Genomic DNA, 17,457 nt, shown 5'->3' on the forward strand with positions numbered 1-17,457 from the left:
CCATATTGTACTGTAAACCTTCAGCGATAGCGTATATTTACCGCCCCGCAATTTTTAATTACCGTACAATCAGCTTATTGTGTCTACAGGGTTAACTGCCATGCCTCACACCATTCATCTAGCCCGGTTTCAGCAAATCCTTACGCCTGATGAAATCCTCACTGACAATCAGCTTATCGAACCATTTTGTACCGACCAGCGCGGCCGTTATCATGGACAGGCTTTTGCAGTATTACAACCGCATACTGTCAGCGCTGTACAGGAGATTATGCGCTATTGCCATCAGCAACATATTCCTGTTACTCCGCAAGGCGGAAATACCGGCTTGTGCGGCGGTGCTACACCGCATGCTTCTATTGCCGGTAAAGGAATTATCCTGTCGTTAAGTAAACTTAACCGCATGCGCAAACTCAATCTGGCTGACAACACCATTACCGTAGAAGCCGGCATGATACTGGCTGAAGTACAGAAAATCGCTCAAACTGCCAATCGCTATTTTCCCCTGAGTCTGGCCAGTGAAGGCTCCTGTCAGATAGGCGGAAATATTGCCTGTAATGCCGGCGGTCTGAATGTAGTGCGTTATGGCACAATGCGTGATCTGGTACTGGGTCTGGAATATGTCCTGTCCGATGGTGAACTGGTCAGTCACCTGTATCCACTGCATAAAAACACCAGTGGCTATGAAATGCGTCAGCAAATCATTGGCAGTGAAGGCACACTGGCGATTATTACCGCAGCCACACTAAAACTGTTTGCTCCGCCGCAAAGTGTATTAACAGCATGGATTGGCGTAGACAATATTCACTCTGCCACCAGTCTGTTAGCCGCACTGAAAAATTACTTTGCCGAGCGCCTGTCCAGCTTTGAACTGATCAGTCAGGCGGCTCTGAGTTTGTCAGCCAGCTATAGTCAGTTACGCGAACCAACTCATGCGAGCTGGCATATTCTGGTAGAACTGAGCGATAGCCTGCCGGCACAAAATTTAACCGATCCCTTAATCAGCGTACTGGAACAGGGCAACTGGCTTAATACAGTTATTGCTCAGTCTGAAACAGAACGTCAGCATTTATGGGGTTTGCGTGAAAACATATCTGCTGCACAACGCAGTCTCGGAGCCAGTATTAAGCATGATATTGTCGTTCCGATTGAACATGTTGCTGACTTTGTCGAAAACTGCCAGCAACAACTGATTAAAACCTTTCCGCAAACCAGGACCATTTTATTCGGCCATCTCGGTGATGGCAGTCTGCATTACAACGTTTTTATTGCTGATATAATGAATAATGATGTTTATCAATATGAAGAAAACATCAATAAAGTCGTATATGAACAGGTATTAAACTACCATGGCAGTATAGCCGCCGAACATGGCATTGGTCAGTTAAAAAATCAGTGGCTGCCACGTGTTCGCAGTAACGCAGAAATCAAATGGATGCAGGCACAAAAGCATAACCTCGACCCTGAAGGTATCCTGAATCCCGGAAAAGTTTTACCTGTGCATACATGATATAGTAAGCATTTTTAAATCAACTATGAATATGAGTGAAGTTACTCTGTATACCGACGGTGCCTGCAAAGGCAATCCTGGCGTAGGTGGCTGGGGAGCATTTTTACAATCCGGCAGCCACAGTAAAGAGCTTTTCGGCGGTGAGGCTAATACCACCAATAACCGCATGGAGCTCACAGCTGTAATTCAAGGACTTGCAGCATTAAAACGCCCGTGTATTGTTAACATCTACACAGATTCACAATATGTTAAAAACGGCATGCAGGAATGGATTCATAACTGGAAAGCACGCGGCTGGAAAACTGCCTCAAAACAACCAGTAAAAAATGCTGAACTATGGCAGGCACTGGACAGCGAAGTAAGTAAGCATCAGGTGCACTGGCACTGGGTTAAAGGCCATGCCGGACATCCGGGAAATGAAAAAGCGGATGAACTGGCTAATAAAGGTGTACAAATTTTTTTTAAATAATTTTTTTATTTGTAAATTTAAACAATATTATTTTAAAATAAATTTTCTACTTCAATAAGGGAGATTTTTATGGATATTTTTAACAGTAATAATAAGGATGAGGATTTACAAAAAAATATGCCAGAAATACTTACGTGGGCATATACTCAGGCAGTTAATGGAGTTGTTGGTATAGGAAGTGCAGAGGATTTAGCTGAAGAATACTTACATTCAAACAACTATGATAAACTAGAAGCTATTAATAGTCTTATTAGATGGCAAAATACTAAGGCGGCAACAGGAGGATTTATTACAAATTTAGGTGGTTTAATAACACTGCCTGTTTCAATACCAGCTAATTTAGTTACAAGTATATATATTCAATTAAGGATGATTGCAGCTATAGCCAGTATAAGCGGAAAAGAATTAGGCGACGATAAAATAAAAACACTTTGTATTTTATGTCTCACAGGAAATAATTCCGCAGAAATTCTAAAACAAGCTGGCATAAAAATTGCGGAAAAATATACTGCGGGGTTGATACAAAAATACATAACCCGAGATATTATTATTTATATAAATAAAGCTGTCGGATTTAGACTCATTACTAAAGCAGGAAGTACAGGAATATTAAATTTGACAAAAGCTGTTCCTATTGTAGGGGGATTAGTAGGCGCAACATTTGATGGCATTACAACAAATATTATTGGAAATACTGCCAGAGATTTGTTTTTAGAGAAAAAATCCACTTTAGTAGAAACTAAATAGTTTTTCAATTTTCTTATTTGTTAAAATTATTTCCATTAACAAAAAATCCAAATAATAATTATTTGGATTTTTTTGTATTTAAATGTTTAAGGTAACATTACATTTTGCCATTTATTTCAACCATATCAGGAGCAGCAGGTTTATCTTCCGATAATTTGATAATCAAACAATCAGTTCATCATCAGACCTGTAATAAAAGCTGCATACTAAAGAAAAGCTGATGAACTGGCTAACCGTGGCGTAGAACTAGCTGAATAAAGCTTTAATTTCTTTATAAATTATTATCACCTACCCACTTCTCAGCTACCATAATAATGCTATCATGCCTAGAAGCGCATACTGTTTGATAAGTTTTGGTATTGGCTTACAGGAATTTAAAACTCAGCCTAAGCCGGCAGATGTGGGCTCAAAGAAATTTTATGGAAAAAACAGATTAATTTAATTAAACCGTTTTTTTATTTCATGCTAAAATATTCCAATATTATTGAAAACTCAATAACACGCTTGCAATGATTATTTATAATTAAGCTATAAATATAGGTATAAAATACCTAATTTTTCACCTAAAACATAACTCAGTATCTAGTTGAATTTTTTAATAATAAATCAAATTTCCATTTAAAACAATATATTAATTGAATTAAAAATATATTCAGTGTACCTGTATTTAATACAGTTTTAATCTCATTTGAGAAATATAATGGTGTGTGCATGATTAATTTTAATTTACAATCATATTATAAGAACATAGGCGGACTTATTTTTGAATTTGCCATACCCCCTAATAAAAAAGCCGTCTACAGTACTACATCTAAATACCTGACAGAAGGTGCGTTCAGCTTTATTGAGGGCATTATATACGAGTATGTTCCTAAATACGGTGAATATGGGCATTGGGGAATCACCGAAGTTAATACAGAACAATGGCTACTTATAAAACCGGCACTATTAAGGCTTAAGACCAGGGTTGATCAAGCCCAGAATTTAAAAGAACTTAAAAATGATTTATTTGATTTTCGTTTTGTCTGTATGCTGGAAGACGATTATTTAAAAGAAACGGCTCACAAGTTTTCTAAATCCAAGCCTTTGCTTTCTCAGATGATTATCGATTTTATAGCCTGGATTGATGTAACTATACAAAAGTATGGTTCATTCTATATTATAGGCATATAACTTTTTCATTTACTAAATCTATAAAGTTTTCAATTAAACTTGTAGCATTAATTTTTTATCCTATCTTTGGCAAGGTTTGTTTATCTTTTTGGAATATATGATATTCCAGGATGATTTACATTCCCGCTATTTATTCCGTCATGATGATTGCCTGCTTTATTGATCCATGCTAAGGACAGGATTTAACCAGACTAATTACTTAACATATGAAATTAAAATGATGACGTAACAAAAATAAATAACCTATTGATTTATTAATTGCTACCTTCATGCTGCTGTTCATATTATTTACAATTGAAATCCGTTGCTTTGATTAAACTGCTTAACTTTTTGCTGTTTTATGTACATAAACCTAATATCCGCCGTTTAACGCAGCGGTTAAAACATAAAACTATCATTATAACAGGCGCCAGTTATGGCATTGGAGAGTCGCTTTGTTATCTTTTAGCCGATATTGATTGCAACTTAATATTGGTTGCGCGCACAGTTGATAAACTGCGCGAATTAAAGCAACGGCTTACTATGAGCAAAGCTAAAATTGACATTTATGCAGCTGATTTGCGTGATCAGGAACAAATTGATGGATTCATAAAATATATACAAAATTTACCTGTTGACATATTTATTAATAATGCCGGTAAATCGATTTGTCGCCCGGTCATGCAATCGTTAGACCGCCAGCATGATTTTGAACGAACAATAAAATTAAACTACCTGACTCCGGTACAATTATGCCTTGCACTTATCCCCAAATTACAGCAAAGTAAAGGACATATCATTAACGTTTCGGCTGTCAATGTGTTGTTTGCTCCAGCGGTGAATTGGTCAGCATATCAAGCCTCAAAAACGGCATTCGATCAATGGCTGCGTTCAGCAATGCCTGAATTACAAAACCGGCAAATCAAAGTATCGACAGCATATTTACCTTTAGTAAAAACAAGGATGATCGAGCCGACCAAAGCTTATCAGAACTTACCTGCATTACAGCCAAAGCAAGCTGCTACAATTATAAGTTATTTATTACAAACACAAAAACGCCAATATAAACCATGGTGGGCGATGATAGTGCAATTGGCCAGCGTCCTGTTTAATGGCATCTGGTTTAAATTAAATTGTTATTACATTAAGAGAAAATGATGATAAAAACAATCAAAGCGCTATACACCATTAAACTTTTGACTTTTAAAGGAATTTTTTATTTATTAATGAGTTTTCGTTCGGTTGGAATGAATTTAATGGCATTGCTCTATGTACGTCAGAAGCTGAGCCCAGACCAAATCGCCATTAATGAAAATGATAATTACATAAATTATCGTACACTTTATACGCAGTCACAGCATTTAGCCAAAAAATTAGCGGCGCATTGTGACATAAAACCGCATCAAAAAATAGCCATAATGGCAAGTAATCATACTATTATGATTCAAACTCTCTTTGCTATTGCCCGGCTAGGTGCAGATATTTACTTACTCAATACAGAACTATCAGCCAAGCAATTACAAAATATACAAGATGCAGTAAAATTTGATTGGATCATACATGATCCTCAAATTCCTATCTTAATTGATGTCAAATCATTACCAACAGATCATCCGGAGCAAATTTCCATTTACTCGCTCTTAAAGGATAAGATGCCACCCTATTCCGGCAATCTTAAAGTTACCCATTTTAATAAACTTACTGTGTTAACCAGTGGTACAACAGGACGTTTTAAAATGGCAGGACGCAATAGTAAAGCACAAAATTTTATCAGTCCTTTTTATCAATTGTTGATGAAATTAAACCTGAGCAAATATAACAGAATCTATATAGCAACACCGATTTACCATGGTTTTGGTATTGCGACATTGTGTATGTCGGTACTATTAGGTGCCACTATATTTATCAATAAACGCTTTGATGCCGCCAAAGTTTGTCAACTTATTAACAAACATAACATTGAAGTTATCACCCTCGTTCCCTTAATGCTCAGTCGAATGATGAATTATTCTGTAACGCAGTTACGTAGTTTAAGATGCATCATCACCGGCGGCGCACCAATTGCTGTCACGCTGGTTCAACGAACAATTAATCAACTTGGTAAAGTGTTATTTAACTTATATGGCACATCGGAAGCTGGAATATGCCTGATTGCAACGCCGGATGATTTGATCACTCACCCATCAACTCTAGGTAAGCCTGTTAAAGGATTATCAGCCAAATTAATGAACAATGGCAAAGAGGATGCGATAAAAGGTGAACTCTATATCAAGTGTGCATGGTCCACTCAGGGCAAAAACTGGATAGCTACTGGTGATATAGTTCAAAAAGACAGTACAAATAATTATTATCTAAATGGTCGGGCTGATGACATGATAGTTTCAGGCGGTGAAAATGTTTACCCATTCGAACTCGAACAATGCTTAGTTAACCATCCTGACATTAACGATTTAGCCGTTATTAGTGTTAATGATGAGGAATTCGGACAGAGATTAGTGGCATTTGTGGTATTAGCAGCGCATACTGAACAAACCGAAGATACTTTAATAGACTGGTTAAAACCACAAATTGCACGTTACCAGATGCCCAAAAAAATATATATCATTGACGAATTGCCCATGACTCATATTGGCAAAGTTGACAGAAAACAACTTATCAATCGATATTATGAATTATCTAAGATCTGAGTTAGCGAAAACACCAGTACTGATAAACATAATAATATTTTTTAAAATTTTTATTTTTCAAAAGCATTATCATTGCTTGTTACCCGCTCAACTAATCCTTTTATCGTATTTATAAAAGGATTTTTCTCCGATTTATAATACATAATATAATCAATATCTGGTAATGCCGGAAGTTTCAGGATATCGGTGTAATCGATAAATTTCTTAGACATTGACGATCTGTTCAGGCAGCCTATGCCTAATTGAGCCTCAATAGCAGACTGCATACCAATAACACTGGAAGCATAATGAGATAAATTATAAGATATTTTATTATTTTCTAATTTATCTATAGCTAATTTTTGTAATAAGCAGCCTTTTGGCAAAGTTATAATTGGCAGCGGAGCAGATCCGGTTATACTAAGATCTTTCGAGCCAGCCCAGCAGAGCGGTTCATGCCCTACAACCATAAAATTATCATTATCGGGTAATCGCTGTCCGTTTAAATGAATAAATAAAGCGATATCATATTGTTCCAGAGTATGTTCAAGAAGCATTTTTGAACTGCTCTGAATTGAGACATTAAATTGAATATTCTGACATTGGTCACGTAGCCCTCTTAATACAGATGCTATCGTAGCAGGCATAAAATAATCTGTAATTGAAAGTGTCAGCTCATATACCGAATCATGGTTTCTAATATCAGCTATGATATTATCATTTAAAGATAATATCTTTTTTGCATGCTTATACATTTTTTCACCGATAGCTGTCGGTTTCGCGCCGTATCTGCCACGATGTAGCAGTTGTGCATCGCAAAATACCTCAAGCTTTTGGATTTGTTCACTGATAGCCGATTGAGATTTAAATAAAATATTCGAAGCTTTTGTGTAGCTGCCCATTTCTACAATGACAACAAATGTGTGAAGAATTTCTAAATCAAGTTTTTCCATAGTGTAATCAGTCTTCATCAATTAGTGTCATTAGATTTCTTTAATATATCGGATTTTCCGTTATAAATAAATCAAAAAATCCTGTTTTACAGATATAAAAAATTTTAGCTATTATTTTCTGGAAAAACAACAGGAGTTCATCAATGTCTTTAAACTCAAACAAATTGCCGGATAAAAATAAAAATTTTTTTTCTGATAACCATAAATGGAAAGTTTTATTTACAGGTGCATTCGCTAATACATGCTTTACCTTTGTTATCGGCGGCGTACCTGCAGCCTCCATTATTCTACGTAATGATTACCATATCCAAACATCTGTATTAGGGCTTTTAATGGGTATTGTAGGTTTTGGAATTGCTGTAAGTGAATTACCCTGGGGAATTGCCACTGATCGCTTCGGAGATCGGCCGATATTAATTACAGGATTGTCCACAACTGCCATAGCTCTTTTCACCTTGGCTTATTTTGCAAAAATATCATCACACACTTCAATAAGTATCATTTTATGTGCCGGTTTACTAGTCGTCGGTCTTTTTGGGAGCAGTGTAAATGGTTCCAGTGGCAAAGCGATCATACAATGGTTTAAACCACAGCAACGCGGCTTAGCAATGAGTGTAAGGCAGGCAGCTGTACCACTTGGTTATGCATTAGGAGCATTATTCTACCCTTATATATCAATTCATTATGGATTCTCGACCACACTATTTATATCGGCATTTATTTGTATTCTGGCTGCATTATTCAGCTATCTATGGATTATTGATCCGGATAGTGAGAGTGAACGCAAAACACCGGATATAACACAATCACTAAAAAATAAATCAACTCAGCCAATGAAATCATTGAGAGTGTGGCGCATTGTATTAGCTGTGGGTATTCTATGTGCGCCACAGTTTGCATTGATGACATTTTCAATGCTTTTCTTGCACGATTTTGCCGGATTAAGTATTGGATATATCAGTATCCTACTATTTTTCATACAAATCAGTTCAATACCAACACGTATCGGTAGTGGCTTTTATACAGATAAAAAGGGAAATAGAAAATTTTTTCTGAAAGCGGTTACAGCCCTGTCATTCATCTTATTCGCAGCCCTTACCGTATTTACTTATTTTTCATATAAATTCAATATACATCATTTTGCCTACTTTGTTAGTTTCATTATTCTTATATCTGGTATATCAATTTCTTCCTGGCATGGAATCGGATATACCGAACTGGCTACCGTTGCCGGACAAAAGAGTGTTGCAACCGTATTAGCCATGGCTAATACAGTAGTATATTTCATTCTGTTTGCAACTCCAGCCATAATTCCATGGCTATTACATCAATTCTCCTGGGTTGGCGTTTGGGCAGTCATGGCTGTTATTTGCGCAATAAGCTATTTCTTATTTGAGAATTCATCATCTGAAAAATAATTTTTTATTCATAGGTAGGAATGTACCAACCTGCTTTACTCTGCATAAAACAGACTGAATTTTTGGTTGGTGATTTTACCGATAAATTTAATTTATCAAATTTTGAATTGATTTATGAAGATTATTTTGAAAATAGCTAAACAGTTTTTAAGATTTGAAATTTCATTTTTCACTTCATGATAATCAATCATTTTATGATATGAGCTGAAATATTGATAAAAGTTTAATTTAACAATATTTCAGCCATATAACATTCTTATTGACTAAGATTTATTGAAAAAATCAAATCGAAATAAAGATATTTTCCACAGACGTAAAAAACTAATAGCTACATTAAAAGGTATAAAGCTTATAAATCTGCTTTAAACTAAAGCATAGTTAACACATTGAAAAATTAATAATAAGCAATTACTAACAAAAGAGGTGTGGCTAATACTGTACTTTTACACAATATCATCATCAACACATTTAACAGCAAAAGAATGGTTACTTTGTCTGATATGTGGGAGATAAAATCTGAAGCATCTGGCCATTATTATAGTTAAACCATTCAATATAAAAATAGTGAGCATAACACCAGTTATGCTCACTATTAGCTATATGTTGACTAGTTAGCCAGACACGACTATTACATCATGCCGCCCATGCCACCCATACCGCCCATGCCACCCATATCAGGAGCAGCAGGTTTATCTTCCGGTAATTCGGTAATCATGCAATCAGTAGTCAGCATCAGACCAGCGATAGAAGCAGCATGCTGCAAAGCAGTGCGGGTAACTTTAGCCGGATCCAGTACACCCATTTCCAGCATATCACCATACTCACCGGTACCAGCGTTATAGCCATAGTTACCAGAACCATTCAACACATTGTTGACTACAACGCTTGGTTCATCACCAGCATTGGCAACAATCTGGCGTAATGGTGCTTCAACTGCTTTCAGTACGATTTTCACCCCGGCTTCCTGATCGGCATTAGCACCTTTCAGGTCTTTAATCGCAGCACGGGCACGCAGCAGGGCAACACCACCACCGGCTACCACACCTTCTTCTACCGCAGCACGGGTAGCATGCAGGGCGTCATCCACGCGATCTTTTTTCTCTTTCATTTCAACTTCAGTAGCAGCACCAACTTTAATTACTGCCACACCGCCGGCCAGTTTAGCCACGCGTTCCTGCAATTTTTCTTTATCGTAGTCGCTGGTAGCCACTTCGATCTGTTTGCGGATTTCAGCAACACGTGCTTCAACAGCAGCCTTGTCACCCAGTCCGTCAATCACAGTAGTATTTTCTTTACCAACTTCTACACGTTTAGCCTGACCTAAATCTTCCAGAGTGGCTTTTTCCAGAGACAGACCAACTTCTTCAGCAATAACAGTACCACCGGTCAGGATAGCAATATCCTGCAACATGGCTTTACGACGGTCACCAAAGCCTGGAGCTTTAACAGCAACAGTTTTCAGGATACCGCGAATGTTGTTTACTACCAGAGTAGCCAGAGCTTCACCTTCAACATCCTCAGCAATAATCAGCAACGGACGGCTGGTTTTTGCCACTTGTTCCAGAACAGGCAGCAAATCGCGGATGTTAGAGATTTTTTTATCAAACAACAAAATATACGGGCTGTCCAGACCGGCAATCTGTTTTTCTACATCAGTAACAAAGTAAGGAGACAGGTAGCCACGGTCAAACTGCATACCTTTAACAACTTCTACTTCATTTTCCAGTGATTTGCCGTCTTCAACAGTGATCACGCCTTCTTTACCCACTTCATTCATGGCTTTGGCAATGATTTCACCGATAGATTCATCTGCATTAGCAGAAATAGAAGCAACCTGAGAAATTTCTTTAGACTTTTCCGGAACCGGTTTAGAAATATTTTTCAGTTCGGCAATAACAGCTTCAACAGCTTTATCGATACCGCGTTTCAAATCCATCGGATTCATACCGGCAGTAACGTATTTCATGCCTTCAGTAACAATAGCCTGAGCCAGAACAGTTGCCGTAGTGGTACCGTCACCAGCCACGTCATTGGTTTTAGAAGCAACTTCTTTAACCAGCTGTGCGCCCATATTTTCGAATTTGTCTTTCAATTCTACTTCTTTAGCAACAGACACACCGTCTTTAGTGATGTGTGGTCCGCCAAAGGCACGATCCAGCAATACATTACGACCTTTAGGGCCTAAAGTTACTTTTACCGCTTCAGCCAATACATTGACACCAGCAACCATTTTCTGACGGGCTTCGTCAGAGAATTTCACGTCTTTTGCTGCCATTTGCAACTCCTAATCTTTAATAATTAATTACGCAATAAAATTTAATTTCTGGATAAATAATTTATTCAACGATACCGAAAATATCTTCTTCGCGCATTACCAGCAACTCTTCACCGTCTACTTTAACAGTCTGGCCGCTGTATTTTCCGAAAATTACTTTATCGCCAACTTTAACATCCAGTTTCTGACGGTCACCGTTTTTCAGCAGTTTGCCATTACCTACGGCAATTATTTCACCCATATCAGGTTTTTCAGCAGCAGAACCGGGTAACACAATACCAGAAGCAGTTTTTTCTTCAGCTTCCAGACGTTTTACGACAACGCGGTCATTCAAAGGACGAATAGTCATATTATCTTCTCCACATCTTTAGTGCCCGAGGCACAGCAAAGTTGGTTAATACAAACCCGCATTTTCAGCGGGGCGTAAATATAAATTTATTCGTTACTTAAAGTAGGGCTGGCTCGCCGCAATTCAAGAGTAAGTAAAATAATTTTTTTCCTTACTCTTACAAATACTTAGCAAATTTGACAAATTATCTTAGTCATTACAGACAGATAGCTGCAATTACAAGCAAATCTCCTGCATCCCGTTTCGACCCGATAAATTAATTTGAGACAGAGCAAATATATTACCTCAGCCCGCCGGACAGATTCCGGACACAGGTAACACATCAAGAAAAAAGATAGTTTATCTGCTAATTACAGATAAACTGTTTTTTGCATAATATTAAGTATATATACCAGATTAAAATATAAGTGGTGAAATGCCAAATAATGCTGATTAACTTAATTACCAGAATTATTTTACCAAATTCTGAAAATCAGAATTTCAATTTACAGAGGGACTTATTTTCTTTCAAATCTGGTATCAATCTGGGCTGATAACGTTTCGCGGGCACGTGCAATACGTGAACGCACTGTACCTACCGGACAGCCTAATTCCTGAGCGATTTCTTCATAGGTCAGACCATTTATCTCTGATAAAATAATCGGCTGACGCAGATTGGCCGGCAATTGATTAATTGCTTCATCAACAGCATCAATCAGCTCACGATTAAGTAATAAATCCTCCGGAGTCTGATAATCTGACAAATGTTCCAGTACATCAGTTTCATCTCCGTCCTCATCCATAATCTCAGTAATCATTTGCGGTTCACGTCCGTAAACAGCTGCCATAGACTTAGCCGTATTCATACCGATACAGCAAAGCCACGTATAAAACTGACTTCCGGCACGAAATTGCGGCATAGCTTTATAAGCTTTAAGAAATGTTTCCTGTACCACATCCAGCGTTGTTTGCTCATCATGAGTAAAACGATGCAGAAAGTGTTTTAAACGACGCTGATACTTTCTGACCAGCAAACTAAAAATCTGAGCATCACCCTGCTGAGCCCTTCGCACCAACACCTGCTCTTCCACCTGCCGGGTAGAATCATCATGCATTTTATTATCCTCTAGTCATTATTGTTGTTGCATCAATCAGCAGCTGAATCTGCGATAAATCTAGTATCAGCCTTAAAGTTTTACAGCCTTAGAGGCAAGTCCTCCATAATTGGCATCCATCCGTCAGTTATACCTCTGTCAATATCAACAGCAACATTAATAACAGCGGCACACTGATTGTCTGAGTCACATAAAACCGGCCAGACAGCACGCATAAAAGGAGGGATCTTCCTTTCTTGTAATAATTTTCTAACTTTTTTTCTTCCTCCTCTCAGAACAATAGTATCTTCATTATCTGCCTGACGCACTATCCATGCAGCATCAGTTTCCGCCAAACCAAAAGGATGCCGGTTCCATTGCAGATAACGGGCAGTAACCAGTTTCTGACTGGATACCGGTAACAATCCATACCAGTGCCACTGCCCGCTTACATCATACTTATCAATCCATAATCTGGAATCATAATAGACCACACGTGCATGCGGTAAAGCCCATTGTGCACCGGTTTTGTCTTCCATCAACTGTCGTGCAAATTCTGTTAGAGCCGCAGACGTAGACATTCCCAAACAATGCTTTTGCGTAAATAGACGCAATTGCTGCCGACGGCGTGATTCACTTAAATTACGCCATAAAGGTATCTGAAACCCCCTTTGCTGTGCATGCAGCATAGTCCAGTCAGCTTCAGCTATTTCATTTAATAAGGACAGTTCATCCTGTAAACGTTCTACTGCCGCTTCTATCTGGGTATCCAGGTGTGGCAGATGTGTGCGCCAGTATGGCAAACCGTCCAGACGCAGCCAGTTGCGTAAATAGGCACAATTACTATTACTGTCATCTTCAATATGCCCAAGTCCTGCGGCATCTGCATATGCCTTGAGCTGTTGCCGGGAAAAATGCAATAGCGGACGCCAGATAACAGTATTTTCAGTTAATGAACGTATCGCCGGCATAGCTGAAAGCGAACGTAAACCACCACCGCGCAGAGCCCCCAAAAAAAAGGTTTCAATTTGATCATCTCTGTGATGCGCCAATACTACCGCATCAGCCTCACTATCAGCATAAACCTGATAACGTGCTTTACGCGCAGCGGCTTCCAATCCCTCTCCGGCCGCACACACATCTACCCTGACAAGTTGCAGCGGAACTGACCACAATGCGCATAATTGCTCACAGAATGCAGCCCACTCATCCGCATATCTGCTCAAACCATGATGCACATGAATTGCAGATATCTGTATCGGCAGACTATCACGCAACTGAGTCAGCGCGTGTAACAATACCACTGAATCCAACCCGCCGCTGAGACCTACTGCCAAAATACAACGGTCAGCCATAGAGGCTGACCATTGTTGTGCAATACTCTCACATAATTTACTTACCGCTGAACTGACCATAGCTCATCAGACGATCAAAACGCCGGCTTAGCAATGTCGACAACTGTTTGCCTTTAGCATCTTGCAGCTGATGGGTTAGCACCGATTTTACCCGTTGCATAATTTCCGGATAATTACGATGTGCTCCCCCCAGAGGTTCCTCAATCACAGTATCAATTAATTTCAAATCATGCAGGCGTTTGGCAGTAATCCCCAGAGCCTGAGCAGCTTCCGGAGCTTTTTCAGCCGTTTTCCATAGAATAGATGCACAGCCTTCAGGTGAAATCACTGAATAAGTCGAAAACTGCAGCATATTGATGTAATCACCTACAGCGATTGCCAGAGCCCCGCCGGAACCACCTTCACCAATCACTGTACAGATAACCGGTACACGCAGCCGTGCCAGCTCGTATAAATTACGGCCGATGGCTTCAGACTGCCCTCTTTCTTCCGCTCCGATGCCCGGATAAGCTCCCGGAGTATCAATAAAGGTTAGCAGAGGTATTTGAAATTTTTCTGCCAGCTTCATCAGGCGCAGAGCCTTACGGTATCCTTCGGGCTTAGGCATACCAAAATTACGGCGAATTTTTTCCTTGGTATCACGGCCTTTCTGATGACCAATAACCATTACGCTTTCACCATTAAAGCGTGCCAAACCGCCAACAATGGCAGCATCGTCTGCAAACGCACGATCCCCGTGCAATTCTTCAAAATCTGTGCACAGAGCATCAATATAATCTAAGGTATACGGACGCTGTGCGTGACGGGATACCTGCGAAATTTGCACCGGCGTCAGTTTGGCAAAAAGATTTTTGGTTAAATCGTCGCTTTTCTTTTTCAGGCGCGCGATTTCTTCGGATATATCCACAGCCGATTCATCCTGTACAAAGCGCAATTCATCAATTTTCTGTACCAGTTCAGCTATAGGTTGTTCAAAATCCAAAAAAATCTGTTTCATTGTTAAAATATCCGCAAAAACATGTATCAGCTATGATACGCGAAGAAATGAAGCTATGCAGCCCTTATTAATAAAAACCTGATAGCACAATTATAGATTATAATAATAACAATATGATTTATAAAATATAATTATAAAAAAACATCTCTACAGCCACCTGCGCATCCGAATCACACTTTAGCGTTTTCTATCAATTTAAACAGATATAGCAACAACTTAAACCACATGCCTCAGCAGCAATGCTAATTAAATAAACATCCGATAACAAGCAGATTCGAAACACTATATACGCAACAAATATGCATTAACAGCTTGCCAAGACTAGGAATTACCCACTAAAATTAGCGATTTTCTGTTATCTTGGCAGAATAAAATTACTTCGATTTTTTCACTAAGGAATACACTATGGTAGTTATCCGTTTGGCTCGCGGTGGTTCTAAACACCGTCCTTTCTATAACATTGTCGTAGCAGACTCTCACAACCGTCGTGACGGCCGCTTTATCGAACGCGTTGGTTTTTACAATCCTGTTGCCAATGAGAAACAGGAACGCGTACGTCTGAGCGCAGACCGTCTGAACCACTGGATTGGTCAGGGCGCGCAATTAAGCGAAGCTGTTGCCAAGCTGGTTAAAGAACAAAAGGCTGCGGCCTGATTTAGCAGTAAAGCAAATGAATAGTACACAGCCACAATGGGTAGCAATGGGCTATATAAAAGGTGTGTTCGGAGTAAAAGGCTGGGTGAAAGTCCATTCTGATACTGAATATACCGATAGCCTGCTCGACTATCCGCAATGGCAGCTGAGTAAAGATGGCCAGATTAAAACTGTAAGCATAGCCGAAAGCAAAATCAGCGGCGATGAATTACAGGTAAGATTTGACGGCATAACCGATCGTGACAGCGCAGCATTACTGCGCGGCTTTACCATCGAAATAGACCGCGCCAGCTTTGCCGAAACCGATGACAATGAATATTACTGGACAGACCTGATCGGAATGCAGGTACATAACCGTACACAGGAAAATCTGGGAACTGTCAGTTCATTAATGCAAACCGGTGCGCATGATGTACTGGTAGTAGATGGTGCTTTTGGCCGTAAACTGATTCCCTTTGTCTCACAGTACATTGATGAAGTTAACTTGCCTCAACAGCAAATTGTTGTTGACTGGGGCAGTGATTACTGATGCACATTCAGGCCATTACCCTGTTTCCGGAAATGTTTACCGCCCTTACCGGCAGTGGCGTAACCGGTCGTGCATTACAAAAAGGTATATGGGAATTTGCTACCATCAATCCGCGCCAGTTCGCTGATAACCCGTTGGGTTATATTGATGACCGGCCATTTGGTGGTGGTCCGGGAATGATTATGATGGCTCCGCCCTTACAGGCAGCCATTGATACAGCCAGACAGACTTGTCCCGAAGGACGACTGATTTATATGAGTCCGCAGGGCAAGCCACTGAATCACGCACAGACAGCAAATCTGGCCAGAGAAAAAGCTTTGATTGTACTGTGCGGCCGCTATGAAGGTATTGATGAACGCATCCTGACCAGCAACGAAGTAACCGAAATCAGTATTGGTGACTTTGTGGTTTCCGGCGGTGAATTGCCGGCAATGATGTTAATGGATGCAGTAATCCGTTTGTTACCCGGCACACTTGGCGATACGCGCTCAGCAGTAGAAGATTCATTTGCCAATGGTTTACTTGATTGCCCACACTACACCCGTCCGGTAGAATTTCGTCAGCAGACAGTTCCCGACGTTCTACGTAGCGGTAATCATGCTTTAATCGCACAGTGGCGATTAACTCAGGCGCTCAGGCGCACACTGACACGCCGTCCGGATTTACTGGCCGATCGTGAATTAACCCCAGAGGAATCCAGACTCTTGCAGACGATCAGACAAGAGGAACGGGATATCCCATTATAATAGGAAGCTTAATATGAACTTAATTCAACAATTAGAGCAAGAAGAAATCGCTCGCCTGAATAAAGAAATTCCGGCTTTTGCACCAGGTGATACCGTGGTTGTTTCTGTACGTGTTACTGAAGGTAGCCGTACCCGTTTACAGGCCTATGAAGGCATTGTAATCGCCCGTCGTAACCGTGGTCTGAACAGCAACTTCATCGTTCGTAAAATTTCCAGCGGTGAAGGTGTAGAACGTACATTCCAGTTATATTCTCCAGCCGTTGAAAAAATCGAAGTTAAACGTCGTGGTGATGTACGTCGTGCCAAACTGTACTACCTGCGTGGCTTAACCGGTAAAGCTGCCCGTATCCGTGAAAAACTGCCGGCTCGTAAAGCCTAAGCAGTATTTACAATTACTATTAGCCGCCTGCGGCAGAGCTAATACTCAGGCCGAATCATCAGATTCGGCCTTTTTCTTTATGCTTTCGGTCAAACCGGCAAAACAGAAAATGTCAGAGCTTTTAAATAGCATGAAATAATCAATAAATACTTATTGAAATAGTGTTATATAAAAAATACTGAATAGAT

17 protein-coding genes are annotated in these 17,457 nt (G+C 39.6%); 11 read left to right on the top strand and 6 right to left on the bottom strand.

Annotated features, from left to right (window positions below; translation table 11 throughout):
- The first annotated feature begins 100 nt into the window (after positions 1 to 100).
- The 6 genes from GYX91_RS07570 to GYX91_RS07595 all read left to right on the top strand — a co-directional run bounded on the left by GYX91_RS07570 (position 101) and on the right by GYX91_RS07595 (position 6,562).
- The gene (locus GYX91_RS07570; protein ID WP_174830482.1) at positions 101 to 1,507 is read left to right on the top strand and encodes an FAD-binding oxidoreductase; all 1,407 of its coding nucleotides are present in this window, start codon (positions 101 to 103) and stop codon (positions 1,505 to 1,507) included.
- A gap of 31 nt (positions 1,508 to 1,538) precedes the next feature.
- The gene (rnhA, locus tag GYX91_RS07575) at positions 1,539 to 1,976 is read left to right on the top strand and encodes a ribonuclease HI (protein ID WP_025331141.1); all 438 of its coding nucleotides are present in this window, start codon (positions 1,539 to 1,541) and stop codon (positions 1,974 to 1,976) included.
- Positions 1,977 to 2,045: 69 nt separating this feature from the next.
- Positions 2,046 to 2,723: an EcsC family protein gene (locus GYX91_RS07580; protein WP_084562097.1), complete on the top strand. Its 678-nt coding sequence runs from the start codon at positions 2,046 to 2,048 to the stop codon at positions 2,721 to 2,723.
- A 711-nt stretch (positions 2,724 to 3,434) separates the two neighbouring features.
- A complete protein-coding gene (locus tag GYX91_RS07585) occupies positions 3,435 to 3,896 on the top strand; it encodes a hypothetical protein (protein ID WP_174830484.1) in 462 nt (153 codons plus the stop codon).
- 309 nt (positions 3,897 to 4,205) lie between these two features.
- The gene (locus GYX91_RS07590) at positions 4,206 to 5,033 is read left to right on the top strand and encodes an SDR family NAD(P)-dependent oxidoreductase (RefSeq protein WP_202983734.1); all 828 of its coding nucleotides are present in this window, start codon (positions 4,206 to 4,208) and stop codon (positions 5,031 to 5,033) included.
- Positions 5,030 to 6,562, top strand: a complete 1,533-nt coding sequence (locus tag GYX91_RS07595; RefSeq protein ID WP_174830486.1) for a class I adenylate-forming enzyme family protein — start codon at positions 5,030 to 5,032, stop codon at positions 6,560 to 6,562. The genes GYX91_RS07590 and GYX91_RS07595 overlap by 4 nt, the downstream gene beginning before the upstream one ends.
- 50 nt (positions 6,563 to 6,612) lie before the next feature.
- On the opposite strand, the gene GYX91_RS07600 is transcribed toward GYX91_RS07595, so the two are convergent.
- A complete protein-coding gene (locus tag GYX91_RS07600; RefSeq protein WP_174830488.1) occupies positions 6,613 to 7,494 on the bottom strand; it encodes a LysR family transcriptional regulator in 882 nt (293 codons plus the stop codon).
- A gap of 143 nt (positions 7,495 to 7,637) precedes the next feature.
- On the opposite strand from GYX91_RS07600, the gene GYX91_RS07605 reads away from it, so the two are divergent.
- Positions 7,638 to 8,912, top strand: a complete 1,275-nt coding sequence (locus GYX91_RS07605) for an MFS transporter (RefSeq protein ID WP_174830490.1) — start codon at positions 7,638 to 7,640, stop codon at positions 8,910 to 8,912.
- Between the two features lie 628 nt (positions 8,913 to 9,540).
- Here the strand turns inward: GYX91_RS07605 and groL are convergent.
- The 5 genes from groL to GYX91_RS07630 all read right to left on the bottom strand — a co-directional run bounded on the left by groL (position 9,541) and on the right by GYX91_RS07630 (position 14,961).
- Positions 9,541 to 11,187 (bottom strand): chaperonin GroEL, encoded by a 1,647-nt coding sequence (groL, locus tag GYX91_RS07610; protein WP_078475142.1) that lies wholly within the window; start codon positions 11,185 to 11,187, stop codon positions 9,541 to 9,543.
- Positions 11,188 to 11,248: 61 nt separating this feature from the next.
- Entirely contained in the window at positions 11,249 to 11,536 is a 288-nt protein-coding gene (gene groES / locus GYX91_RS07615; protein WP_025331149.1) for a co-chaperone GroES, read from the bottom strand.
- Positions 11,537 to 12,033: 497 nt separating this feature from the next.
- Positions 12,034 to 12,630 carry a sigma-70 family RNA polymerase sigma factor gene (locus GYX91_RS07620; protein WP_078475141.1) on the bottom strand — a complete coding sequence of 199 codons (597 nt, stop codon included), beginning with the start codon at positions 12,628 to 12,630 and terminating at the stop codon, positions 12,034 to 12,036.
- A gap of 80 nt (positions 12,631 to 12,710) precedes the next feature.
- On the bottom strand, positions 12,711 to 14,024 hold the full coding sequence (gene tilS, locus GYX91_RS07625) for a tRNA lysidine(34) synthetase TilS (RefSeq protein WP_174830492.1): 1,314 nt from the start codon (positions 14,022 to 14,024) through the stop codon (positions 12,711 to 12,713).
- Positions 14,002 to 14,961 (bottom strand): acetyl-CoA carboxylase carboxyltransferase subunit alpha, encoded by a 960-nt coding sequence (locus GYX91_RS07630; protein WP_174830494.1) that lies wholly within the window; start codon positions 14,959 to 14,961, stop codon positions 14,002 to 14,004. The genes tilS and GYX91_RS07630 overlap by 23 nt, the downstream gene beginning before the upstream one ends.
- A 405-nt stretch (positions 14,962 to 15,366) precedes the next feature.
- Between GYX91_RS07630 and rpsP the strand changes: the two genes are divergently transcribed.
- Genes rpsP through rplS form a run of 4 tightly spaced genes read left to right on the top strand, consistent with a single transcriptional unit; the run spans position 15,367 to position 17,269 of the window.
- Positions 15,367 to 15,615 (top strand): 30S ribosomal protein S16, encoded by a 249-nt coding sequence (gene rpsP, locus GYX91_RS07635; RefSeq protein WP_025331153.1) that lies wholly within the window; start codon positions 15,367 to 15,369, stop codon positions 15,613 to 15,615.
- A gap of 16 nt (positions 15,616 to 15,631) precedes the next feature.
- Positions 15,632 to 16,144, top strand: coding sequence for a ribosome maturation factor RimM (gene rimM, locus GYX91_RS07640; RefSeq protein WP_078475139.1), 513 nt, complete (start codon positions 15,632 to 15,634; stop codon positions 16,142 to 16,144).
- Positions 16,144 to 16,890, top strand: coding sequence for a tRNA (guanosine(37)-N1)-methyltransferase TrmD (trmD, locus tag GYX91_RS07645; protein WP_025331155.1), 747 nt, complete (start codon positions 16,144 to 16,146; stop codon positions 16,888 to 16,890). The genes rimM and trmD overlap by 1 nt, the downstream gene beginning before the upstream one ends.
- A 13-nt stretch (positions 16,891 to 16,903) precedes the next feature.
- Positions 16,904 to 17,269 (top strand): 50S ribosomal protein L19, encoded by a 366-nt coding sequence (rplS, locus tag GYX91_RS07650; RefSeq protein WP_025331156.1) that lies wholly within the window; start codon positions 16,904 to 16,906, stop codon positions 17,267 to 17,269.
- The last annotated feature ends 188 nt before the right edge of the window (positions 17,270 to 17,457 follow it).

Source organism: Snodgrassella sp. ESL0304 (assembly GCF_013344995.1).
Taxonomy (GTDB): Bacteria; Pseudomonadota; Gammaproteobacteria; order Burkholderiales; family Neisseriaceae; genus Snodgrassella; species Snodgrassella alvi.